Annotated in this window: 19 protein-coding genes; 10 read left to right on the forward strand and 9 right to left on the reverse strand. The window is 59.6% G+C overall.

Annotated elements, in window-relative coordinates; translation table 11 throughout:
• Window positions 1-21: 21 nt before the first annotated feature.
• From SADO_RS14545 to SADO_RS14590, 10 genes are all read left to right on the forward strand, one after another.
• Window positions 22-2,019, forward strand: a complete 1,998-nt coding sequence (locus SADO_RS14545; protein WP_353112642.1) for a copper resistance system multicopper oxidase — start codon at window positions 22-24, stop codon at window positions 2,017-2,019.
• A gap of 40 nt (window positions 2,020-2,059) precedes the next feature.
• Window positions 2,060-2,821, forward strand: a complete 762-nt coding sequence (locus SADO_RS14550; protein WP_353112644.1) for a copper resistance protein B — start codon at window positions 2,060-2,062, stop codon at window positions 2,819-2,821.
• A gap of 97 nt (window positions 2,822-2,918) precedes the next feature.
• The gene (locus tag SADO_RS14555) at window positions 2,919-3,269 is read left to right on the forward strand and encodes an NADH-quinone oxidoreductase subunit A (protein ID WP_123657066.1); all 351 of its coding nucleotides are present in this window, start codon (window positions 2,919-2,921) and stop codon (window positions 3,267-3,269) included.
• The gene (locus tag SADO_RS14560; protein WP_353112647.1) at window positions 3,260-4,522 is read left to right on the forward strand and encodes an NADH-quinone oxidoreductase subunit D-related protein; all 1,263 of its coding nucleotides are present in this window, start codon (window positions 3,260-3,262) and stop codon (window positions 4,520-4,522) included. Before SADO_RS14555 ends, SADO_RS14560 begins: the two co-directional genes overlap by 10 nt.
• On the forward strand, window positions 4,519-5,433 hold the full coding sequence (locus SADO_RS14565; RefSeq protein WP_353112649.1) for an NADH-quinone oxidoreductase subunit H: 915 nt from the start codon (window positions 4,519-4,521) through the stop codon (window positions 5,431-5,433). Before SADO_RS14560 ends, SADO_RS14565 begins: the two co-directional genes overlap by 4 nt.
• On the forward strand, window positions 5,430-6,032 hold the full coding sequence (locus SADO_RS14570) for an NADH-quinone oxidoreductase subunit J family protein (protein ID WP_353112651.1): 603 nt from the start codon (window positions 5,430-5,432) through the stop codon (window positions 6,030-6,032). Before SADO_RS14565 ends, SADO_RS14570 begins: the two co-directional genes overlap by 4 nt.
• Before the next feature lie 13 nt (window positions 6,033-6,045).
• Window positions 6,046-6,351: an NADH-quinone oxidoreductase subunit NuoK gene (gene nuoK / locus SADO_RS14575; protein ID WP_353112653.1), complete on the forward strand. Its 306-nt coding sequence runs from the start codon at window positions 6,046-6,048 to the stop codon at window positions 6,349-6,351.
• 2 nt (window positions 6,352-6,353) lie between these two features.
• Window positions 6,354-8,177: an NADH-quinone oxidoreductase subunit 5 family protein gene (locus SADO_RS14580; protein ID WP_353112655.1), complete on the forward strand. Its 1,824-nt coding sequence runs from the start codon at window positions 6,354-6,356 to the stop codon at window positions 8,175-8,177.
• A gap of 1 nt (window position 8,178) precedes the next feature.
• Window positions 8,179-9,663, forward strand: coding sequence for a complex I subunit 4 family protein (locus SADO_RS14585; RefSeq protein WP_353112657.1), 1,485 nt, complete (start codon window positions 8,179-8,181; stop codon window positions 9,661-9,663).
• Window position 9,664: 1 nt separating this feature from the next.
• Window positions 9,665-11,071, forward strand: a complete 1,407-nt coding sequence (locus SADO_RS14590) for an NADH-quinone oxidoreductase subunit N (RefSeq protein WP_293623280.1) — start codon at window positions 9,665-9,667, stop codon at window positions 11,069-11,071.
• 210 nt (window positions 11,072-11,281) lie between these two features.
• On the opposite strand, the gene SADO_RS14595 is transcribed toward SADO_RS14590, so the two are convergent.
• From SADO_RS14595 to SADO_RS14635, 9 genes are all read right to left on the reverse strand, one after another.
• The gene (locus SADO_RS14595) at window positions 11,282-12,289 is read right to left on the reverse strand and encodes a tetratricopeptide repeat protein (protein WP_293623282.1); all 1,008 of its coding nucleotides are present in this window, start codon (window positions 12,287-12,289) and stop codon (window positions 11,282-11,284) included.
• A gap of 44 nt (window positions 12,290-12,333) precedes the next feature.
• On the reverse strand, window positions 12,334-13,239 hold the full coding sequence (locus SADO_RS14600; protein WP_293623284.1) for a cation diffusion facilitator family transporter: 906 nt from the start codon (window positions 13,237-13,239) through the stop codon (window positions 12,334-12,336).
• Window positions 13,232-13,588, reverse strand: coding sequence for a P-II family nitrogen regulator (locus SADO_RS14605; protein ID WP_006912609.1), 357 nt, complete (start codon window positions 13,586-13,588; stop codon window positions 13,232-13,234). Before SADO_RS14605 ends, SADO_RS14600 begins: the two co-directional genes overlap by 8 nt.
• Window positions 13,589-13,680: 92 nt before the next feature.
• Window positions 13,681-15,033, reverse strand: coding sequence for a Na+/H+ antiporter NhaA (nhaA, locus tag SADO_RS14610; RefSeq protein ID WP_006912610.1), 1,353 nt, complete (start codon window positions 15,031-15,033; stop codon window positions 13,681-13,683).
• Between the two features lie 21 nt (window positions 15,034-15,054).
• On the reverse strand, window positions 15,055-16,662 hold the full coding sequence (locus SADO_RS14615) for a phosphoethanolamine transferase (RefSeq protein WP_353112661.1): 1,608 nt from the start codon (window positions 16,660-16,662) through the stop codon (window positions 15,055-15,057).
• A gap of 380 nt (window positions 16,663-17,042) precedes the next feature.
• The gene (locus SADO_RS14620; protein ID WP_353112663.1) at window positions 17,043-20,147 is read right to left on the reverse strand and encodes an efflux RND transporter permease subunit; all 3,105 of its coding nucleotides are present in this window, start codon (window positions 20,145-20,147) and stop codon (window positions 17,043-17,045) included.
• 9 nt (window positions 20,148-20,156) lie between these two features.
• Window positions 20,157-21,503: an efflux RND transporter periplasmic adaptor subunit gene (locus SADO_RS14625; protein ID WP_353112665.1), complete on the reverse strand. Its 1,347-nt coding sequence runs from the start codon at window positions 21,501-21,503 to the stop codon at window positions 20,157-20,159.
• Window positions 21,500-22,798 (reverse strand): TolC family protein, encoded by a 1,299-nt coding sequence (locus tag SADO_RS14630; protein ID WP_353112667.1) that lies wholly within the window; start codon window positions 22,796-22,798, stop codon window positions 21,500-21,502. The genes SADO_RS14625 and SADO_RS14630 overlap by 4 nt, the downstream gene beginning before the upstream one ends.
• A gap of 1,058 nt (window positions 22,799-23,856) precedes the next feature.
• On the reverse strand, window positions 23,857-24,090 hold the full coding sequence (locus SADO_RS14635) for a hypothetical protein (RefSeq protein WP_353112669.1): 234 nt from the start codon (window positions 24,088-24,090) through the stop codon (window positions 23,857-23,859).
• Window positions 24,091-24,231: the final 141 nt, after the last annotated feature.

Raw genomic sequence — 24,231 nt, forward strand, 5'->3', positions numbered from 1 at the left:
TTGCATAACGAGGATATTTAAATGACTCGACATACACACGATAGCGACCGACGTCGCCTGTTGCGCGCCATGGGCGCGACCGGCGTGCTGGCCGGCTTCAATGCGTTGTTACCAGCCTATGCCCGCAACAGCATGGCCGAAGGCGCGGCAAGACACCTCGACACCGCCGCCGCTCAAGTCCCGGGCGGCGCCGCACGCGATGTGGTGATGGACGTCCATGTCCGCCGCGAGACGATCAATATCGCCGGCGGCCGGGCATCCGCTATCACGCTCAATCACACCACGCCCGGCCCGATCGTCGAACTCTGGGAAGGACAGAACGCCCACCTGCGGGTGCATAACCATCTCGACGAGTCGACCTCGATCCACTGGCACGGCATATTGCTGCCATTCCAGATGGACGGCGTGCCCGGCGTGGTCTTCCCCGGCATCGATCCGGGCGAGACCTTCGAAGTCGATTTTCCGGTGCGCCAAGCTGGCACGTACTGGTATCACAGCCATTCCGGGCTGCAGGAGCAAGTCGGCCAGACCGGGCCGATCGTGATTCATTCGCAAGGCGACGACGGCATCAATGCCGACCGCGAGTACGTCATCGTACTCAACGACTGGACCTTCGAGGATCCGCATCGTCTGCTCGCAAAGCTCAAGGAAATGAGCGATTACTACAACTTCAGCGAGCGCACGCTCGGCGATCTGGCCGAGGATATTCGCCAATCCGGCGTCGCCACCACGCTGAAGGATCGCCTGGCCTGGGGTGACATGCGCATGAGCCCGCGTGATATCGCCGACGTCACTGGTCATACCTACAGCTACCTGATGAACGGCGTGCATCCCGACGCCAACTGGACCGGCCTGTTCACGCCCGGCGAGCGTATTCGCCTGCGCGTGATCAACGCCTCCGCGATGACCTATTTCAACGTCCGCGTGCCAGGCCTGCCGATGACGGTCGTCGCGGCCGACGGCAAGGAAGTGGAGCCGGTCGAGACCGACGAGTTCCAGATCGGCGTGGCCGAGACCTTTGACGTGGTCGTACAGCCGAAGGCCGATCAGGCCTACACGATCATGGCCGAGACCATGGATCGCAGCGGTTATGCCCGCGGCACGCTCGCGCCGCGGGTGGGCATGGTCGCGCCCGTGCCGGCACTGCGCGAACAGCCGCAGCGCACGATGATGGATATGGGTATGGACATGAGCCAGATGGACATGGGCGGCATGGACATGTCGCACGGCAAGAGCCCGAAACAGATGGGCCACAGCCAGATGGCTATGGATCACGGCTCGATGCAAAAGATGGACATGCCCAAAAAGGAATCCGGCATGGCCGGGATGTCGCATCAGGGCCACAAGACGGCCGACTCGAAGATGTCGGACAAGATGACGGGTATGGGTCACGACATGAAGAAGATGGCCCATGGCACAGGCCCGAATGCCGGCACCATGGGCACTGGCGCAATGATGGAACAATCAGGCCCGGTGATCGCCAAGCACGGCCCCGACATGCACGGTGCCGGCAATATCAACATCGCCAACGTACAGCGTGATCGCCTCGCCGAACCGGGCACCGGGCTGGAGGACGTCAATCATCGCGTGCTCACCTACAGCCAGCTGCGTAACGTCGTTCCAATGCAGGACCGGCGTGAACCGTCGAAGACCATCGAGGTCCACCTGACCGGCAATATGGACCGCTATATGTGGTCGTTCGACGGTGTGAAGTACTCCAATGCCACACCGATCGAATTTCCGTACGGCGAGCGGATCCGGTTGATCATGGTCAACGACACGATGATGGAACATCCCATCCATCTGCACGGCATGTTCATGGAGCTTGAGAATGGCCAGGGCGAGCACCTGCCGTTCAAGCACACCCTGAGCGTGCTGCCGGGTTCGCGCGCCTCGCTGCTGGTCACGGCCGACGAGCCCGGCCGCTGGGCCTTCCACTGCCACCTGCTCTATCACATGGAAATGGGCATGTTCCGCGTCGTGCGGGTAAGCGATCAATCGGGAGAAAACAATGCTTAAACAATCGACCCCAGCCATCCTCAGCGCGACTGTCCTTTTCTTGGGATCTACGGCCCCGGCTCTTGCCGCCTCCGATGGCAAAGCCGATCTCGACTCAGTGATACCCGCGGGGCCTGCCGACCCGAACAGCGGCGCACCGCTCAACTGGAAAAAACCGATCCACGATCAGCAGGTCCATAAGTTCTTTCTGATCGATCGCCTCGAATACGGCGATGTCGACGGCACCAACAACTATCTCTGGGACGCCCAGGGTTGGATCGGTGGTGATTACAACAAACTTTGGCTAAAGACCGAGGGTGAAGGCCCAATGCGCGGCGGCTCGCCCGAGGACACCGAGTTCCAAGCACTCTACAACCGCACGATCACGCCTTTCTGGAGCGCCCAGGCCGGTCTGCGCTACGACGTCAATCCAAACCCGGACCGCGGCTTTGCCGTACTCGGCCTGCAGGGGCTCGCGCCCTACTGGTTCGAATCAGATACGGCGTTGTTCGTTAGCGAAGACGGCGACGTGAGTTTCCGCGGCGAATTCGAGTACGAGCTGTTGCTTACCCAGCGTTTGATCCTGCAGCCACGGGCCGAAATCAATGCCTCAGCCCAGGATGTGCCGGAATACGGACTGGGCAGCGGTCTCAATAACACCGAGATGGGGATCCGGCTGCGCTACGAGATCAAGCGCGAGTTCGCGCCTTATATCGGCGTGCGTTGGGAGCAGACCTACGGCGAAACCAAGGACATCGCCCAGGCCGAAGGTGAGGAAACGTCGTCGACCGCTTTCGTGGTCGGTATCCGCGCCTGGTACTGATAGGGAAATCACCGGATGTATGGAGGGCGTTCATCTCGTTAGCATGTCTGTGGACTTTGCGTACGGGCTTGCAGCGAGCCAAAGAGGATAAAACGCAATGGCGTTAACGGGCCTACTCACCATCATGGGCACGATCGTGGCGGGCGCCCTGCTCTTGCAGTGGGTCGCGGCACGCACTCGTCGCGATCGCGTGGTCGAGTCGCAGAAGATCCCGTTTCTCGGGGGTAGCGCACCGAACACGCACGCCTGGCAGCGTTTTCATGTGCGTTACTACTCGATGACGCTACTGTTCATCGCCTTCGAGATGGAGATGATGTTCATGTACCCATGGGCGGTCGTGTACGTCGCCGAAGGCGTCAAGGCGCTCGCGGAGATGGGCATGTTCCTCGCTATCCTCACGGTGGGCATCCTCTACGGCTGGCGCGAAGGCATCTTCCGGTGGCAGTGAAGATGCTCGAACGCCTGGCGGCACGCGCCCCCGTGCCGGTATTCGTGGCCATGGGGCGCGACCGCGCCCCTGCCGTCGAGCGCTTGCTGCAGAGTGCGGATATCGACGTGACCGCCACACCCCGACACGCCAGCATCCTGTTGGTTGCGGGCCGCGTCCGGGATAGCGACCAGGCCTATCTCGACCGGCTCCACGACCAGCTGCCGCACCCACGCGCTACGTTCTGGTGGGGAGACGAACAGGGCGACGACGTGGACGAAGCGCAGCGCGCTGCGTCATCCGACGATCCAGTAATTTCTTTACGTGCGCTTTACCGCAACCTGATTTCCGGCGCCCATGCGTCGGAGACCCACCGGCTCGCGGACGAGCCACCCGCTCCCTGGCGCGGCAAGGGCGATCACGGTCAAGGCGGCGAAGGAATGATGGGTGGCGTGCCCTATGGACGCATGATGCCCATGCCGCCGACGCCCGATATTCGCGACGGTCTGGCGCTGGATGTCTACACCACCCAGATCGGCCCGTTCATGCCGTACTGGCCCGCTGGGCTGGTACTAGAGGTCACGTTCCAGGGCGACGTGATCCAGTCAGCCGAAGTGGTTCACCCACCCTATCCGCCGCGCGACGTCGATCGCGTACCGTTCGACCGCTTGTTGCACGAAACGACGGCCTTGGCTCAGATCGAGCGCGCACGCGCTGCACACCATCTCGTGTGCATCGCCCGCGTACTGTCGCTTGTCGGATTGCCGACATTGAGCCGCCGCGCCCAAATTTTGGCGGTGCGTGTACGCGCTAACGAAAGGGTCACTATTGAGCCACTGCGAAAAGCCGCCGCCCGCGCGGGTTTGCGTGCTGCGCTCGCGCCGGGGCTCGGTCGTATCGATGACCGACTGGCGCGTGAACTCGGTGGGCCGGCACAACGCGCTGCCGGCGACGCCATCGACGACCGCAGCGATAACCCAACGTACACGCGACTTGACTTCACGCCGGTTACGCAAACGAAGAGCGACTGTCGAGCGCGTCTGGCGCAATGGTTCGACGAAGCCGAACAAGCGCTGGCACTCGTTTCGGCGGCACCCGACGCGATGATGGACCAAGGCGCACTTGTCGAGGCGCCCTGGGCGCTTCGGGCACCGCCGATCGACTATCGCGTAACCGAGCTGTTACCCGGACTTGAATGGAGTGAGGCGCTGCTGGTGCTCAACAGTTTCGATAGCGCCGCGCTGTGTCGCATGGGGCCACTGGAAACCCCATGACCCCAATCGCTCTAACCGTGGCCTGGGTCGCTTTCCTCCTCGGCATGGCGTGGTACATCGCCGTGCTCGACGGTCTATGGTCGGCCGCGCGCGAAGGCCGGTCGCCGCGCGCGCCGCTCGCCAACCCGCTCTACCGGTGCGCCACGATGCTGCGCCACCAGTCCAATCTGACCGAAGCGCCGGATTTGCTGAACTGGCGTCTGGCGCCTCCACTGTATGCCGGGCTGGCTGGTACCGGTGTCGCACTCGTGCCTTTTTCCAGCACCAACGTACTTGCGGACCTCGAAGTCGGCATCGTCTGGTGGGGTGCCATCGAAGCGCTGACGGTCGTGATCGTCTTCCTCCACGGTTGGTCGGCCAATTCCCAATTCGGCCTGATCGGCGCCTACCGCTATGTCGCCATCGGGCTGCCGGTCATGCTGATCAGCATGTTCGTGCTTATCGCCACGGCGTTGCCCGCCGAGTCGCTGGCTATTCCAAAGATCATCGAATCCCAGCGCGGCCTCTGGAACGTCATCCGACAGCCGCTCGGGCTGCCGCTTTTCCTGCTGCTTGGCCTGTCTCTAAGCTTCAGAGGCCCGTTCAACTATGCCGACTCGGCGGATATTGCGGACGGCACCGCGGCCGAGGTATCCGGCGCGCCGCGACTGGTCTGGGAATTCGCGCGGCTCGCGATGCTTACAGCGGTAGCCACCGTAGCGGCCAGTGTATTCCTGGGCGGCTATCTGGGGCCCTGGTTGCCCGGGCCGATGTGGCTGGTGCTCAAGACTGCAGCCGTGCTTCTGGTCCTGGTCGGCCTCAGCCACCAGCTGGCTCGGATTTCGCCGAGTCGGATGATGACTTTGATCTGGACGGTGCTACTGCCGCTATCGTTCGTGCACTTGGTATGGGCCGGAGTATTGGCGCTATGAACGTCACCGATATCGCATTCTGGATCTTCGCGGCGATCGCCGTGGTAAGCGGCTGGCGCGTGTTCTGCACCGACTCGATGGTTCGCGCCTCGTTCCTCCTGATGCTGTCGTTCATCGCCGTCGGCTTGATCATGGTCTTGCTGAACGCGCCGTATCTCGGCATCGCGACCGTTTTCATGATGGCAGTGGAGATGATGGTGATGGCGCTGTTCATGGTCATGTACATGATGAACCCGGCGGGCCTGAATCCGATGATGATGGTGCACCAGCACCGTTTCTCGATCGCGGCCGGCGTCTTCCTCTTCGCGGCACTGACCGGTCTGATCATTGTCACGCGCTTTACCTCCAACCCGGTCGCACCGGGCACCGAGGTCGTCGCCGGTCTCGGTAAGGAACTGCTCGGCGACTCGATGCTCATCTTCGAAACCGCCGGTGTCACGCTGCTGGCAACCATGGTTGCCAGCGTCATTCTGTCCAGCCGCAGCGGACGCTTCGGCGCCGCCGATACGGGCTCGGTACCGCCGCCCCTGGAACCGGGTGGCGAACCGGCCGGGCGCCAGCCCGGACAGGCCAGCGGCCACGCCCATCACCACCATTGATCGGGAAGCGCTCATGACACTCACCACGATATTGATCGTCGCCGCCGCGCTCATTGGCATCGGGCTATACGGCACGTTGTCGCAGCAGTCCTTCGTAATGCTGATGATGGGCCTCGAACTGATGCTCAACGGCGTCATGCTCGCAGCGGTCGGTTTCTGGTCGCTTACCGCAGGCGGCCTGCCGACAGGCCAGCTGCTGACCATTGTCGTGATGGCGGTGATGGCGGTCGAGATGGCTGCGGGCTTCGCATTGATCACTGCGGTCTACCGCAATCGCCAGGCTGATGTCACCGAAGGCCTGACAACGCTGAAGCATTGATCATGCTCTGGCTTGTCGCCCTGTTTCCGCTTTTCGCTGCCGTGATCGTTCATGCGTCGCCGATGCAGCGCCGCCCCGCTCTGGGCGCTGCGGGCCTTGGTGTGCTGCTCGCCACACTGTTGCTGACGGTTTTTGCGGGCCTGGAGGGCTGGGTCGGACGATTCGCCTGGAGTACCCCGCTTCAGTTCGAGGTGGTGCTGACCTCACGGTCGGTCGTCATGGCGTTGCTGGTACCGGTCATTGCGCTACCCGTGCTGGCCTACGCCGCGGCCCACGAACGCTTGCAGGGTTTGAACCGTCTGGTATCGCTGTTACTGCTGTTCGTCGGCGCCATGCTGTTGCTTGTGATCGCGGCCGACCTTATCACCCTGCTTATCGGCTGGGAGCTAGTCGGCGCCTGCTCTTGGGCGTTGATCGGGCACGAACGGCAACGCGTATCGCATGCGGCTTCGGCGCGCTACACATTCGTGATGACCCGTTTCGGCGATCTCGGACTGTTCGTCGCGGCCATGGTCGTGTTCAGGGATACGGGTACCTTCGCTTTTGCCGCGCTCGAAACCCTCGGTGGGCCGCAGCAAACGATTCTGGTTGCCGGGATCGTACTGAGCGCGGCCGCGAAATCCGGCCAGCTCCCGTTCGCGCCGTGGTTGTTTCGTGCCATGGACGGGCCGACGTCGGTGTCTGCCCTGCTGCATTCGGCCACCATGGTCGCTGCGGGGGCCTATCTGTTGATCCGGCTCGAACCGATACTCGCTCAGATGCCTTGGTTTGAACCTGCCACAATCGGCATCGGTCTCGCCACGGCGCTTGCAGGCGGTCTGACCGCCCTGCTCCAGCCTCACGCAAAGAAATTGCTCGCGGCTTCCACCTCTGCACACTACGGTTTGATGTTCGTCGCGGTCGGCGCGGGCTATCCTGAAATAGCGCTGCTGCATCTGGTGGCGCACGCGGTCTTCAAGGCATTGCTGTTTCTAAGCGCCGGCATCGCGGGCCGCCAGGCCGTGAGTTTCAGCCTAACGGAGATGGGCTTCGGCCGCGTGCTGCCGGTCACGGCCGTGGCAACTGCGGTCGGCGGGCTCGCCTTGGCCGGCATACCGCCGCTGGGCGCAGCGTGGACGAAGGAAATGATGGTCGCGGCGGCCGGGCATTTCAGCCCTTGGTTGGCGTTTGCCGTCATGCTCGCCGGCGCCCTGAGCGCAGCCTATGCCATGCGCTTTGTCTATAGCGTCTACGGTCCCGGTGCCGACGATATCGCCGCCACGTCGCGAACGACCGAAACAATAGCGATCGGTTTGCTGGCCACAGCCAGCCTGGCGCTAGCCCTACTCTGGGTGCCGGTCATACAGCAGGCGTTGGGCGGCTGGTTCGCGACCCCGTTTCCGGCGCCTCCGGCCTGGGAGACCATTGGCTCGTTGTTGGCTGTCGGCGTCGGTCTTTACGCCGGCCTCATGATCGCGCGCCAGCACCCGGCCCTGGGCGCGAGCGGCGCGCTCGCAAGCTGCGCCGACTGGCTTGGCCTGCCCTTCGCGATCGATCGCTTGATCGGGCGCCCCATTCAGGCGCTCGCACAGCGCTGCGCAGGATTCGACGATGCCATCATCGATGGCGCCGTGCGCCGAATCGGCGCCGGCGGGCTCTTCACAGCGCGTGTCGCCTATCGAGGGCTAGACCGTCTTGCCGACGGCCTGCCGGAGGGCGCCAATCGCTGGTTTGCCCTGAGCGGCGATGACAGCCGCCGTTTCCAGACCGGGCTTTCACACCACTATCTTGCCTTCATGGCCGCGGGCGCCGTGGTGTTGGCGATCATTCTCTTTGTGGGGCGATAGCATGCTCACGGCCACCATTCTGATCCCGCTGCTGGGCGCGCTCGCGTTCAGTTTCTTACGCCTGAATGAACCAGCGTACCGATGGCTCGCCTGCGGCGTAGGCAGTGCGCCGTTACTCCTGCTCGCAGCGGTCTGGCTCGGCTTCGATACCAGCGCAGGCGCACCCGCGTTCCAGTACGTCATCGACTATCCCTGGATTCCGGCACTCGGCATCGGCTGGCGTATGGGTGTCGATGGTATCGCACTGGTAGTCGCCACAATGAGCGCCCTGCTGTTCGTCGCGGCGATCGCTTGGCCTGCGGAAACGCGGGGTCGGGCGCGAGAATACTACGCGTGGTTTCTATTTCTCGAAGCGGTATCGCTCGGCGTGTTCCTTACTCTGGATCTGGCGCTGTTCTATGTCTTCTTCGACCTGAGCCTGGTTGGTCTGTTCTTCCTGATCGGGCGTTGGGGCCACGGCGATGCCGAGCGAGCCGCGATCAAGTTCTTTGTCTATACGTTCGCCGGTTCTTTGGCCATTCTGCTGGCGATCATCGGCCTGGTGCTGGCGACCGACCCGCTGACCTTCGACATGCGTACGCTGATCGCCGAACAGGCACTCGCGGGCATGGACCTGCGCGCGACGCTAGTCCTTGTGGGATTCGTCGTCGGCTTCGGTATCAAGACGCCGTTCGTACCCCTGCATACCTGGCTGCCGCCAGCGCATGTGAATGCACCCGGGCCGGCTTCGGCCGTGCTCGCGGGTGTACTGCTCAAGATGGGCGCCTATGGTCTCATTCGCATTCCCTATTCGATGCTCAGCGAGACCTTCGCACGCTATGCTTTCGCGCTGGCCGTTCTGGCGGTCATCTCGATCCTATGGGGTGCGCTGGTCTCGATGGCGCAGCGCGATCTCAAACGCCGCATTGCCTATACGTCAGTCAATCATATGGGCTATGTGCTGCTGGGTATCGCCGCAGCCGCTACGATCGGCGGCGAGCAGGCCGCGCGGCAGATGGCGTTGACCGGCGCCACCGTGGAAATGGTCGCGCACGGGCTGATCACCGGCGCGCTGTTCTTAATCTGCGGCGCGTTCTGGCAGCGCACCGGCGACTACGACCTCGAGCACTACGGCGGGCTGAGCCAGGTCGCGCCGAACCTCACGCGTTTCACGGTTCTCGCGTCGTTCGCGAGCCTGGGTTTGCCAGGGCTCGCCGGTTTCGTTGCCGAACTGCAGATATTCGTCGGTGCTTTCAGCGTCTATCCGTGGCTGGCCGCCACCGCGCTCTTGGGTATTCTCATTACCGCCGCGCTCTTCCTGCAGATGCTGCAGCAGCTGTTCTTCGGTGAGCTGCCGGCCGACCGCCAGGGTTTCGGGGATCTCGCGCGCGTCGAAATCGGTACCCTCGCCATACTCGCACTGCTGATCGTGGTGATCGGCATATATCCAAATTGGCTGCTGCAACCGATCAACAGTGCAACCGACTTTTTGACGGCCGGGTTCTAGGATGCCGGTCGGCGACGTTCTCCCCGAACTCAGCGTTCTGGTCAGCACGGTGGCGCTGCTACTGGCGGCGAGCTTCATGCGCGAGCGCGATCAATGGTTGGCCGCCCCGGGCGCGCTCATCGGTCTGGCCATGGCAGCCGCGTTCTGTATCGCCCAACTGGGCGAAGCCCCGAGACTGACTTTTTCAGGGGTCTGGGCCCTCGACGGCGCCAGCATCTGGGCGCGCGTGATCATCCTGGCCACGGCCGCCTTGAGCGTTCTGCTGACGCCCGAGTGGCTGCGCAGCGACCGGCGCCACGGCGAATACTATGCGATCTTGTTGTTGGCCACACTCGGGGCCATGCTGCTAGCCGGCGCGGCAGATCTGATGCAATTGATCATGGCCGTCCTTCTGTCCTCGGTGACGGGCTATACGCTGGCCGCCTACCACCGTAACTGGCCGCTGTCGGTCGAAGCCGGCATGAAGTATTTTCTGGTTGGCGCGCTGGCGAACACCCTACTCGTACTTGGTGTGACGTTGATGTTCGGGCTGTTTGCCACCACGGACTACGGCGAGCTGGCCGCCCGCACGAACGACAGTCCGCAATGGATGACGCTCGTCGCCTTCGGCCTCGTCGTTGTGGGTGTCGCGTTCAAGCTCGCGGCCGTGCCGGCCCATACCTGGATGCCGGACGTCGCCGAGGGCGCCCCGCCGCCCGCCGCCGCCTTTCTCACTATCGCACCCAAGGTCGGCGCGGCCATCGCGCTGGCCCGCTTCGTCGACCTGTTCCCGCAGCAAGACATTGCCTGGCGCGCCGTGGTTGCCACGATCGCGGTCGCGACGATGACCATCGGCAACCTGGGCGCGCTTGGTCAGAATGACGTGCGGCGCATGCTGGGCTGGTCCTCAGTCTCGCAATCCGGCTACGCACTGATGGCGGTTGTCGTGCTGGGGCTCGACCCCTATGCCCTGCCGGCTTTGCTGTTCTTTCTCGCGGGCTATGCCGTCGCGAACCTCGCAGCATTCGGTGTCGTGACGCAGCTACGCGGGCGCACGAACCTAGCCGACTATCGCGGCCTAGCCACCGCGCATCCGTTGCTCGCGGCCGCACTAATCCTGAGTTTCCTATCGCTGGTGGGTATTCCACCGCTTGCCGGTTTCGTCGGCAAGCTGGCGCTGTTCGTCACCACGATTGAATCCGGCTACGCCTGGCTGGCGGTGGTCGCGCTGGTCAATACCGTCGTTTCGCTAATTTACTACCTGCGCGTGCTTGCACCCGTATATTTCGCCGAGCCGGCACGGCCTATGCACATACTCGGCTACTGGGCGGCAGTCTCTGTCTTCTTATGCGCCTCGCTCACCGTCGCTCTGGGCGGCTTAGCAGATCCGCTATGGCGGATGCTGTCACAAGCCACCATTCTTCCCTAGGCAGCTACTGAAATAGCCCTTGAGTGTTCGCACGGTGCTCGGCCGGAAAAGTGAGCCGATGCCGACATCGCCTATTCTGAGCAGATTTGCCAAATGACTTGTTCTTTCAGAACATTTCGACGGTCGCACGTGTTTCGAACGGCACAAGGCGTAACACTTCTAATTTGGCCGATGAAACACCCGACTAGAAGTGGTGGCATTAACCGGTTTTTAGTCTTCGAAAGCCTCGGCCTGCTCAGGCGCGAACGCTTCGAGTCCAGATATTGGTTTTGTGGCTCCTACACTACGGCGACTCGCCACTTGGCGATCATGAGCTTCATTCCGATTAAGCGTCTCGCTCCGGTCTGCAATCAGAGTTTCGGCTCGTTTGATTTGCTCGTCGGACATTAAGCTCAGGATGAGCGCCTGCTCTTTTATAGCCGCTTCTAGCCCTTTGTTTGCTGCTAATGAAACCCACACGTAGGCCTCGACAAGATTGACTTCATCGCCCTGCGCGCGCTGGTACAGCTTACCAAGGTTGTACTGAGCGACCGCAGAATTCTGTCTTGCTGCGCGCTTAAACCATCGCCGAGCCTGCGTCAGGCTTTTATCAACGCCCCTGCCCTGGGCGTACTTCACCGCCAAGTTAATCTGGGCGTCGACGTGACCCTGGGTCGCGGCTTTCAAGTACCACCGAATGGACTCAACGTCATTTTGGTTTACCCCAATTCCTTTTTCATAACACCATCCGGTATAAAACTGCGCAGCCGCAAACCCCTGCTTTGCAGCTAATAAGTAATACATTGCGGCGCGCTCACGTCGATTGTCGTGAGCTGCTCTACCTTTGCGATAGAGTTCTGCGAGACTGAATTGCGCAGGAAGAATTCCTTGATCGGTCGCTTTTTGCAACCATTGCATTGCAGCCTCCGAGCTTTCCCCAAGACTAGGGCTTTGGCGCAACAAAAGGTACAAATTGTATTGGGCAGCCGCATGACCTTGCTCAGCTGCCTTGCGCAGCCAGCGATACGCCGCGGCGGCGTCCTGTGTCACGCCTCCTCCCACAGCCAATGCGCCGCCTACTGAATTTTGTGCGTTAGGGTCGCCACGCTCGGCGCGCTGCAGAGTCGACTCAAAACGCTCTCGGATCACTTCGCTTTTAGCAGTAATTTCGACCGCGAGAGCGTTGCTATGGTCCAGAGTAAGTAAGCTAGCGAATATGGCAATAACAAACCGAACCATTCCAGACCTCTTTCCCATGGTTACCACCGTTAAAGCTGCGCAATCTAGTAGCGTGCTGCAGCGTCCGCGGAATACGAGCTAGCTTCTTGGTGGGTTTCCGGCTGCAATGTGCTGTGTCCGACACCAAAATCTCGCTGCAGCAGTTCTTGCAGCTTGGGGAGAACCTCTTCCCACAATCCGATCTGGTCGAGCTTTATTTGCGCCGATAACGCATGTCGGCTCGATGAGAGAGACCAAACGTGCACGTGGTGCGCCTCGACGACACCGTCGACCTCAGCTATAGCCCGCTTTAGCTTATCGATATCAATGTGACTCGGCGTGCCTTCCATTAGTACGCGCAGCACATCTCGCAGAACATTCACGCTTGCGAAACCAATCAACAGACTAATGAAGAGTGATAACAGCGGATCGATCGGCAGCCACCCAGTGAGATAAATGACCAGCCCGGCAAGAAGGGCCGCGACAGATCCCGCCAAATCACCCATCACATGCAACAGTGCGGCCCGCACGTTCATGTTTTTTTCGCCCCGCATCAGAATCCACGCAACGGCAACATTTACGAGTAAGCCGATGAAAGCGACGATCATAACGGTCGTTCCGCCAACTTCCTGTGGATTTGCAAGTCGTTCGAAAGCGGCAAAAACAATCCACACCACAATACCCAGCATGAACAGAACGTTGACCAACGCGCCTATAACTTCGGCGCGCGCAAATCCATACGTATGCGTTCTCGATGCGCGACGCTGACTTAGCCATGCCGCAAAAGCGCCGATTCCGAGAGATAAGGAGTCGGTGATCATATGTCCCGCATCGGCAATCAGGGCCAGTGAGTTGGCCCAAAGGCCACCAGCCACCTCGACGCCAGCGTATGCACTCGTAAATACCAGCGATACGATCAGCAGTTTGGTGCTACCGCTATGGCTATGCCCGCTATGGTCATGTTCACTCATTTGAGCTCCCCGATTCCGGCGATATTTGCACTGCGGCCTCGTTGCGATGACCGTCGCTAATTCGAATGGCGTCCCGTAGGTCCGATATGAATACCTTCCCGTCGCCTGGATGGCCGTCGCCGGTGCGTCCGCTGGCCACGATTGCGTCAACCACTGTCCTAGCAAGTGATTCCGGCACATCGACTTCGAGCTTGGCCATTTTGACCCGCTCTAACCCGCCATCCTGAACGTGGCCATATTCTTGTAGATGCACCACGGCGATTCCTGGTATGCCTTCAATATGAGCCAGCTCTGAAATCACCTGTTCGAGCATGATTTCACGTACATAAGCCTTGATTTCCTTCACCATCAGTCTCCTTTTGCTAGCTTGAGTTCGCAGATGTGTGCCGTTGGCGTGACTGGTGACCGTAGTAGCTCGGTCATACCGCCGTTACGTACAGCTCACGCGACGTGTTTGCTCTGCGCTACCCGATTTTCATCATTCTTGTGTAAAACCAACCAAAGTAATCCCAGCCCCGCCAATGCGGCGATTAAGGAGCCAGCCAAAATGCCAACGCGTGCGGCCGATGCGATCGCCGGATCTGTAAACGCAAGGCTGGTCAAGAATAAAGCGATAGTGAAACCAACGCCGGCGAGAAGCCCAAGACCGGTCAGAGCTGACCAAGAGAGTCCATCCGGGAGTTTTGTCCGGGACGAGAGGGTGGCCAGCCGTACGGCCATCACAACGCCAAGAGGTTTGCCAACCACCAGACCGACGCCGCTCCCGACTAGAACCCATAGGCTGGCATTATCAGCGAGACTAATTTCGCTCAGATCAACCCCTGCATTGGCGAGCGCGAACGCCGGCATGATCAGGAATAACACCCACGGCTCTAGGCGATGTTGCAGGATATTCAGCGGCGATAATGCGCCTCGCCTAACGCGTTCCAGTTCTTCTAGGAGCCGACGTTTTGAGGACGAGGCTTCGCGCAATAGGTGTGGAATGCGTTCAGCGGCCTGTTCATTGTATGAATGCGTATGGCGTGGCGCGGAAAGCGGCGTCAAGAACCCGAGCAAGACGCCCGCAACGGTCGGATGAACGCCGGATTTCTCCATCGCCAGCCAGATGGCAGCGCCAACCAACCAATAAACTAAAAATGCGTGGACCCCGGCACGGCGCATCGCGTAAACGAGAGCTAGCCCGAAAGCTACCACGAGCAATGGAATAATGGTGATCTTCGCCGAATAGAACAGGGCTATCACGGCAACCGTGCCGACGTCATCGATAACCGCAAGTGCCAGTAGGAATGCCCGCCAGCTCGGGGGCACCCGTTTGCCTAGTAGGGTGAGAAGCGCAATAGCAAAGGCGACATCTGTCGCCATTGGTACGGCCCATCCCCCGGGATCCCCCGCCGGTAGGTTAAGAATCAGAAAAACTGCGACTGGCGCTAGCATGCCGCCTAGCGCTGCTACCACTGGCAGGACCGCTTTGTCTCGGGTGGACAGCGCACCGCGAAGAAATTCGTACTTTACCTCGAGACTGACGTGAAAGAAGAACAGCGCCATCAATGCATCATCAATCCATTCGTGGAGCGAAAGTGACAGCTCTACATCGCCCAGACGAAGAGAAAGCTCAGTGTTCCAAAAGTCTGCGTAGCCTGGTAATAACGATCCCGCAGAGTTGGCCCATAGCAGCGCGAGCGCAGTAGCAATAACCAAAACAATGCCGCTGGATGGCCCATACGCCGCGAAGCGGCGTATGGGCCGTAACAGCCGCTCGGCCAAGGGATGCTGATCTGAAGTTACATCAGACATGGGTGGCCTCTCCTAACAAACCTACCGACCTGTCAAGGCGATGGCGCGACATGCAGCAAAAATGTCCTGCCCGGGCCGGTAGACCTGTGTCTGTACCGCGAACAGACCTAGAACCGTGTCGAACAAATTATCCTGGCTATACTCGTCGTCACTCATCTGCCTCATGCACTTGCGCTCGAGCCCTCGCTCGCTCCTAAAATCAAAAGAGGTCCAAACCATCAGCGGTACGTGGGTTTGTTCGTGCGGCGCGATTAAGTAAGGTAAGCCGTGCAGGTAAATGCCACTCTCACCGAGCGACTCGCCATGGTCGGACATATAAATCATCGCGCTTGCATAGCGGTCGGATTTACTCTTCAGAACCTTCAGCACCTGCGAGAGCACGAAGTCAGTATATAAAATGGCGTTATCATAGGCGTTTATCAGGTCTTGGCGACTACAATCCTGCGGACGATTGCTGCGGCATTCTGGCCGGAATTTGCGAAATTCAGGCGGGTATCGTTTGTAGTATTCAGGGCCATGGTTGCCCTGCTGATGAAGCACAACGAAAGTGTCGCCCTGAGATTCGCTTAACCATTTATCCAGTTGATACAATAGAATTTCGTCAAAACAACCATCTGTATTGCAATAAGTCGGTACGGTCATTTGAGTCGTGTTTTGTGTTTTCACCCTCGCGCAAACACCCTTACAGCCGGAGTTGTTTTCGCGCCATAGCACACGAATCCCTGCATGTTTTAGGACATCTAGTAAATTCTCGCGGTTATCTGACGCAAACTCGTCATAGCTGCTCCGATTTTGTCGGGAGAACATACAAGGCAGAGACACCGCGGTAGCGGTGCCGCAGGAATATACGCTGTCAAAGCTGACAATCTCTTCTTGGGCCATGAGCGGCATGGTCTTCCGCTCATAACCTTCGAAGGTAGCGTTATGGGCACGCACCGTTTCCCCCAGCACGAAAACCACGAGTCTTGGCTTGCCGTCGGGCGAGCGATCCGGAGGCTGGTAGGCGTCGCGGCCCAGCGGGCGAAGTGCTACCTCACCGGCGCTTAACTCAGCAGCCAGCAACTTGCCAGCCGCGTAAATGGAATAAGTCGGATTAATCAAATAACGTAAACTTCTATTTTCTCGTCCTACTAATGAAAATTCTTTGTAATGACTATAAAGTGCCGCCCCGACGACCCCTAACGCGAGCGTCATCGTTAATAGTTGCCTGCCCAGTTGCTTAGGAAAAGTCGCATAGCGCACTGGGAGCCAGTACACGACCAACGCCGGCAAAACTCCGGCCCCTAACACATGCCAGAACAAGACCGGGCTTAGTAAACCGTCAACCTCACTAGGGTCCGTTTCTATGGTGTTGCGCAGCATGCCGGCATCAATGACGACCCCATAGGTATCCATGAAATAGCTATTCACGGCCGCCAGGATAAGCAGACCCGAAATAACCGGCTTAAACAGAAAACGGAAGCCAAATGGTGCGATAACTAATGTGAAAGCTGCGACAAGCATCACAAAGATTGCCACAGCAAACCTGAAGTTTTCCCTCCAAGAAATTTCCGCGGCGCTTGCCGTCGCACTCCAAAATGAGTTATTGCCGGTACTCACCAAGAATAACGCCACGACCACTGCGAGCATTGGGGTCGTCACACGCAGACGCGGTAAACGGTGTGCAAAGGATTTGCCCGCTAGCATCGCAACCACCCCAGAACGCGTGAGATATGCCTTTGTAGCCCAGCCGAAACCTCTCGCCACATGCGGCTTGCGATATCTTCGACAAGGGGCGACATAGGCCCAGTGGCACCAACGACCTTGGGCGTAATAAGTGTGTCTAGCGCATGGGTATCTGGACCAGGCCTACCAACTCGCTCCACAGCACCATTTACACCGCCGATGCATTCGTGAAAATTCCTCGCGGTACTTCGCTGCGCTTTGAGCGTAGCCACTTGCCCCAAAATCGAGTGTTCGAGCGGATTTTGAGTCGGAAGGCTCTGGGTTTCCTTCATGGTCAGTCCTCCTCACAACTCAACTTCGCGCCGTGGCTCGGCGAACCAGCGGTACACGGCCGGCAACACCAGTAGCGTCAGGAGCGTTGAAGTCACGAGACCACCGATCACCACAGCAGCCAAAGGCCGTTGCACGTTGGAGCCGATACCGTTGGCCATGAGCAGTGGAATCAAACCCAGAATCGCTGTGAGGGCCGTCATGAGTACGGGTCGGAGCCGATGCTCTGCGCCGGTGCTCACTGCTTCATCAAGCTCCATACCGTGATCACGCAACTGATTGATATAGGAAACTAGGACTACCCCGTTCTGAACGGCCACGCCGAACACGGCGATAAAGCCGACAGCAGCGGGCACGGATAGATACAATCCCGACAACCAGAGGGTGAAAATGCCGCCGATGATTGCGAACGGCACGTTCAAAAAGATCAGCGCCGCATAGCGCAGGCTCGAGAATGCGCTGTAGAGCAACAAGAAGATCAGCGCCATCGTGACGGGCACGACGAGATAAAGGCGTTTCATGGCCCGCTGCTGGTTCTCGAACTGGCCGCCGAAGTCAACGAAATAACCGGTGGGCATGTCGATGTCGCGATCGATACCGGCACGAAGATCGTTTACGACGCCACCCATATCGCGTCCGCGTACGTTCATCTGCACGTACAGACGTCGGCTGGCGTTCGATCGTGATATCTGCTTGGGACCGGTATAGACTTCCACGTTCGCAACTCGTGAAAGTGGAATCAGTGCGCCACCAGGCGCCCGAAGACTCAGATCGCGAATCGCGTCGATCCGCTCGCGTTGGTCCGCTTGTAGGCGCATGAAAATATCGAACCGCCGCACGCCATCGAAGACCTGGCCGACGGAGGCACCGCCGACGCCAACCGATACAGTGTTCAACACGTCGTCCACGCTAATCCCGTAACGAGACAAGGCTTCTCGGTCTGGCTTTATGACGATCTGCTGTTTGCCGCCCTGCTGCTGAACACGCACATCTACAGCGCCGGTGGTATTGCGTGCGAGTTCGGCGACCTGCTGGCCGACCTCGGCTAGCTTGTCGAGGTCGTCTCCGAAGATACTTACGACGAGCTGTGCTTGAACGCCTGAGAGCAGCTCGTCGGTTCTAAGCTGGATCGGCTGGGAAAAGTTGTTCGCCAACCCGGGAACACGCGCTGCGAGCCGCTCGGACATCGCGTTCTGAAGACCCTCGTACGAGCGTCCGCTTTGCCAGGCATCGAGCGGTTTCAAGTTGATGGTGGTTGCGACCACGTTGACCGGTTCGGGATCACCGCCGACTTCGGCACGACCGACGCGTGAATAGGCGCCGGTGACTTCGTCGAATTCGCCGACGGTATCCTGTATGCGCTTGCCGTATGCAATCGCGGAATCCAGGCTCGCCCCGGGCGGCAGCGTGGAGCGAACCATGAATGTGCCTTCCCGTAGGGTCGGAATGAACTCCGTACCCAACTGCGGAAACACAGCGAGGCTGGCGATGAACAACACGACCGCCGTCCCCACTACGACGACCGGAGCCTTAAGCGCGGCATCCCGCATCGGCCGATAACCCGCTTTCATCCATGACACGAACCGTGGTTCCTGCATCGTGGTCACCCGTCGGAATGCCAGCACGGCCAGCACGGGAACCAGCGTCAGGGATAGCAACAGCGCTGCGGCCAACGCGAAGCTGATCGTATAGGCCATCGGCGAGAACAGTTTGCCCTCGACACCTTGGAGCGTGAACAACGGCAGGAACACGAGGATCACAATCGCGACAGCGAACACGATCGGCCGACCGACTTCACGCGCCGCGGCCCCGACCAGATCGGACATGCTCGCGGCTTTAAGGTCACGCTCCTCAAAATGCCGGAAGATGTTTTCGATCATCACGACCGAGCCATCGACCATCATGCCAATGCCAATGGCTAGGCCACCGAGGCTCATCAAGTTCGCGGATAAGCCCGACACGCGCATTGCGATGAATGCCACGAGCAGCGATAGCGGCACACTCGACACCACAATAAGCGTTGACCGCACGTTGCCGAGGAACAGATACAGCAAAACAAGTACGAGTACAGCGCCGATTAACAGCGCTTCGACGACCGTGCTAGTTGCCTTGTCTACCAGTTCGGCCTGCGAGTAATAGACCTTGGCGACCATCCCGTCGGGCAACGACTTGTTGATTTCCTCAAGCTTGGCATTGGTATCCTCGAGGACACGCTGTGTATCCGTTCCGATCAGCTTGAGAACATAACCACCAACGGATTCCTCGCCGTTAGCGATTTCCGCGCCGCGTCGAATTGCCCGGCCATAACCAACTTCGGCGATGTCCTGAATATAAACCGGCTGGCCATTACGCGTGCCGACACGGGTGTTGCGCAGATCGGACAAACCCTGATCGCCCGACGACACCCAGCCGTAGCCGCGAATAATGTATTCCTCACCACCGCGCTCGATGAACGAGGCACCGACGTTACGATTATTGCGCTCCAGCGCTTGGCGCACATCCGCCGGGGTCAACCCGCGGGCGGTCATGGCACTCATGTCCAAGCGCACTTGGTATTGCTTTTCGTAACCGCCGATCGAGAGCACGCCCGTGACACCATCGACCGTGCGCAGCTGTGGCTTGATCAGCCAATCCTGTGCTGTCCGTCTTTCCGTAAGGGAGTAATTCGCACCCTGCTCGTTCTCGACCGTGTACATCAGAATCCGGCCAAGACCTGTCGTAATAGGCCCGAGCTGTGGCTCGCCTAGACCACTTGGAATATTGCGACGCGCCTCTGATAACCGTTCGTTCACAAGCCGGCGGGCAAAGTAGATATCCGTGCCGTCCTCGAAATAGACATCGACACGCGACAGTCCGAAAATCGAGGTGGACTGTACTTTTTCGAGGCCCGGCAGCCCGTACATGCTGATCTCGATCGGATAGGAGACCAGCGTTTCAATGTCCACCGGCGACAGGCCCTCGCTAGCGGTATATACCTGTACGAGGGCCGGCGTCGCGTCCGGAAATGCATCAACGGGTAGTGCACGCAGCGAAAAATAGCCGCCGATAGCTAGCGCGAAGACTGCGACGAGCACCATGAGCCGGTTCGCCATAGCCAGGCGAATAATTGCGTTAATCATAGCGCCCTCCTAGTGGCCGTGTGCGGCGCTACGGCCACCGGCAGTGAGTGCAGCTTTAAGATCGAATGCGCCCCGCACGACCAGGGTGTCACCAGCTCGAATCCCTTCCCGGATTTCTACCTGGCCTTGGTTTTCTGCGCCGGTACTTACCGGTTGAAACGTGTAAGCACCCTCGTGTTCGGCGGGCACAAACACGCCTTCACGCTCACCGATTTGTTGCACCGCGTCCACGGGAACGAGCGCAATGCGTGAGCGCTCACCGCTAGACGCCCCGGCGTCGATGTTGGCGTCTGCAAACATGCCGGCTCTAAGCAAACCGTCGGGATTTTCGACGACAGCGCGGACACGTACCGTTCTGGCTTGTTCGTCGAGCTGTGGCGAGATCCAGTCGATCGTGCCCACAAAGGTTTCATCCGGCAGTGGCCGCACGGTGAAGCGCACTTCCTGGCCTTTTTCTAAGTGCGGCAGCGCTTGCTCGGCCGCATCGATCATCAACCACATCCGCGTGTTGTCCACGACGTGGATTGGTGTTTCGTTAGCACTCAGCGTTTGGCCGGCAACCAGATCGCGTTTCGCGATAACGCCGTCGCGGGGCGCGACCAACTCAAGTCGCGACAAAGGCTCGTCCCCGCCACTACTAATGGCATCGACCGCTGCATTGTCGAGGCCATAGAGCTTGAGTTCGGCACGCTTGGCACGGCGCTCGGCCTTGGCTTGTTCGTATGCGGCACGAGACTCGGCCAAATCCGAATCACTCACGATCTGATCCGCAGCCAATTTACGGTCTCTCGCATAGGCGGCCTGGCGCGTGTTAAAGCGCGCGGCCGCGGTGAGATATGCCGCCTTTTCCTTGCCTAAGGCGACACTATCGAGTACTGCAAGCGTTTCACCGCGCGATACTGCTTCACCCAGATCCGCCGATACCTCGACCACCTTGGCTTGCAATCGCGGGCCCACACGAGCGACGCGGTCAGCATCGAAATGCAGGGTCGCTGGGGCTTGGATCGACGCGTTCGCCGTACCGCTCTCGGCCGGCCCGGTGGCGATATCCAATTGCTCAAATTGCTCGGCGCTGAGCTTGACGCGATCCGGATTTTCTTCGCCGTGCCCCTCGTGGCCACCTTTGCCTTCGCCCTGAGCTGATTCGTGTGCGCCTTTTTCGGCGTCGCCGTGTTCCTCTCCTTCGTGGCGGGCTTCGTCTTGATCTGCATGATCGCTTTCTTGCGCTTGCGCCGACCCGGCGGCCTGTGGCCCTTCGGCGTCGGCGCTATTGGAGTTACAGCCCGTTAGCAAGAGAATCGCGGCGACCAGTAGAACGGGGATTCGGATGTGACTCATGGGTTTCTGTCTATTCATTGCGATGCTCCGCGGCTGTCCATCACGAGCAAACCACCCGTGGCGCGCTCTAGGTCGGTGCCGGCCGTAACCAGCGCGCCGAGCGCGTCGAGATAGTCGCGGCGGACATCAAAAAGGTTGTTCTGAGCGGAGGTAATTGCGGTTGCCCCTACCTTGCCGGCTGCGAATGAGCGTCGGGTGAGCTCCAGAGAACTCTCCGCGGCCTCTAAAACCGCATCACTCAGCGCATCTGCTCGTTCGCGCCCGGCGTCATATGCGCTGATGGCCGAAAGCACCTGCAGTCGAACCTCGCGCTGAAGGTTGTCCTGATCGAGCTGTGCTTGCGCTAGATCAGCGGTCGCAATCTGGCGCTCGCCTTCATAGCGATCCAGCAGCGGCAGCTCGAAACCAACACCGCCACCGGTGATATCCGAGCCACCTTTGTCACGACCACCCGCTTCTTCACGGTAAAAACCGAACACGGTGAGGTTCGGTATGATTTCGCGATTGGCCAGCGATAATTCTTTCCGTGCGGCAATCACACGTGACGCGGCGGCCTGCAAATCCGTGCGCCGCTCGACAGCGCGCGTCAGCAAGCGATCACGAGCCGGCATATCGAGCAGCGCAAAACTCAGATCGCCCTTGATGGCGAGCCGGCGCGTGGGATCGATCGCGAGCAGGTCCTTGAGTTCCAGCCGCGCTTGGGTCGCGGTATCCCGGGCCGCGGCGGCGAATGCACGTGCTCGCTGCAACCCGAGACGAGCTGCATTGGATTCGATTCGGGTACCTGCGCCTGCGTCGAGTCGCTTCCTGGCGTAAGTCTCAAGCTGCTCGTTGGTATCAACGACGCGCTCGGCGGTGTTTACCGCCTGCTCCGCGACCAAGACAGAAAGGAACGCCGCACGCACACGCGCCGTCGTTGTGGCCGCCAGGAAATCGTAATCAGCTCGAGCGGCGCCCAACCTACTTGTCGCGGCGTCCTCGCGTAGACCGCCCTGCCCGGCTATCCAGAATTCTTGGCTGAGCTGAATACCGATGTCGGTACTTGAGCCGTTCGGCTGATCGCGCTGGCCAGCTTCCAGTTCCAAGCGTGGGTTAGATGGCACAGGGACATCCGCGTGAATGGCCTCGCCACCGAGGCGTTGGATACGCAGACGAGCCGAACGCAGCGTTGGATTATATTCGCTCGCCCAATTCAGGGCGGCATTGAGAGTCAGAGGTTGAGGTATCTGCGTGACCGCGGAGGCGGACAGCGAAACCCATAGCATGCAAAATCCACAGGCAGCTTTGCCCGGGAGAAAACGGGGGAAATACATTGTGAATCCTCATCGCAATAGAAGAGGCGCCTGCAATGAAGCAGCGCCCGGCGAAGAAGATTCAGGCTATGGGGGGGTCGACTAGGGGGGTGTGAGCCAAACTGCGATAAAGATCGCGGTGCCGTCCATTACGCGACGATACCTTGTGGACATCCATATCCGGCGTGCCACTTTGTATTCCTACCAAGTGAGCGGATGCATGGCTGCAGTGATCATTATGTTCAGCGCTAACGCCGGAATCGGCACCATCTACCGCAGTGGACTCAACGTGAGAGTACGTTTCGCCATCAGATGACGGCCAATCCACGTGGCTCGCCCACGCCTGCGCACTCAGTGCCACAATCACTGTGAGCACTATCGCCACAAGTCGTTGTAGATTGGTGCGGGACGACGGCATGCGTTGGAAGGTACCACACACGCTACCCGAAACGCTACAACGACCGTGACGAGAAATTCCGTAATGCAATCTGCGAGCATACCCCTGAGCGCTATCGCGTATGGCAAGGTCCGGCTACCGACCAGTAACGGGAAATCATCCACCGCTGATCATGAGTCAACCGAGTTGCTGAACTCCCGCGCGCAAGAACATGCGAACGCGATCTATCCGCTTGCCACTATGCATCGATGACTTTCCTTCCTCGATACATCGACGGGGCCACCTACGCCACGGCACCTAGAGCCACGCCTTAGGTGCCGTGGAGAATACACAAGCGATAAATACACGTACTGACATCGCCTGTATCTCGACTCGCCCGTTGACAGGATCCGATTGCCCCAAAAGCTCCGTCCCCGCGGCATTAACTGGCCCCCTACCGCTTACCGCTATCACGACCGAAGCATTCGCCCGAACCTGTCGAGTTCTCAAGGCCGCTCGCACGCTCTGCAGTCTACCGCCAGACTTTGCACCACATGCCAAGTCGAATAGTCACACTTTCGCAGGCGGCAATACCCTAAAGACTGCCTCGGCAGCGCCCTAGCATGCAGCGAATTTGGTCAATACTTATTGTGTACGACCTCTGCGAGCTTTCTCCTCGATTGGGATAGACAAATGTGCCCGCTCAGCTACGCAGGTATTTGACCAGCGCTACGATAGCGAGCACCAACCCGACAAGCACCAGGAGTACGAACAACATCCAGACGATCATCATCGGACCACCCATCATGCTGCATTGCATCATTGATTCGTTCATCATGCCGCCGCCCATGGGGTCCGGGTCGCTCTGACCCGCGGCTGGGGCGATGCCCACAATGGTGCCCAGCAGGCTCAACAGTGGTGCTACGAATAGCTTCATTGTTTACTCCAAACTTGTGCTCTAAAGAGCTTGTATCGCGTCTTCTGAGCCATGGTGGGGATGCAGGCAGCCCGAGCTGGGACTGAGTAATACGGCCGATACGCTCAGTTGCCGTATTTTCTATGCGCCCAGATCAGTAAT

Origin of the sequence: Salinisphaera dokdonensis CL-ES53 (assembly GCF_040361215.1) — a bacterium.
GTDB lineage: Bacteria > Pseudomonadota > Gammaproteobacteria > Nevskiales > Salinisphaeraceae > Salinisphaera > Salinisphaera dokdonensis.